This is a genomic window from Acidovorax sp. sic0104 (assembly GCF_019219095.1).
Taxonomy (GTDB): domain Bacteria; phylum Pseudomonadota; class Gammaproteobacteria; order Burkholderiales; family Burkholderiaceae_C; genus Acidovorax.
Genome location: NZ_JAHUWH010000057.1, coordinates 1 through 396, shown reverse-complemented (window position 1 = coordinate 396; position 396 = coordinate 1). Strand labels below are relative to the sequence as shown.

The window sequence follows — 396 nt, the reverse complement described above, 5'->3', positions numbered from 1 at the left end:
CAGACAGCGCCAGCTTCCAGTACGACGCCAACGGCAACCGCACGGCCAGCACCCGGGATGTGGCGGGTACCACCACCAGCCGCACCTACAGCGGCGACGCCGCCCACAACCGCCTGCTGGGCTTTGCACAAACCACCAGCCAAGGGGGCAACACCGCCACCAGCAACGTCACCTACCAGTACAACAACGCAGGTGATTTGCTGGGCGACGGCCTCATCAGCTACCAGTACGACAGCGAAGGGCGCATGGAAAGTGCCACCACCGGGCAGGGCGCAGACGCCCCCCAGACCAAATACGCCCACAACGGCCTGGGCCAGCGCGTGTTCAAGACCGAGCCGCTGTACAGCAGCGCAGCGGCCAAGCCCGCCAGCACCAAGACCCTGGCCAACCTGCTGG

Annotated in this window: 1 pseudogene; it reads left to right on the top strand. The window is 66.4% G+C overall.

Features of this window, described 5'->3' with window-relative positions:
• Positions 1 to 396 (top strand): annotated as a pseudogene (locus tag KW835_RS26650) (hypothetical protein); the annotation flags it as partial.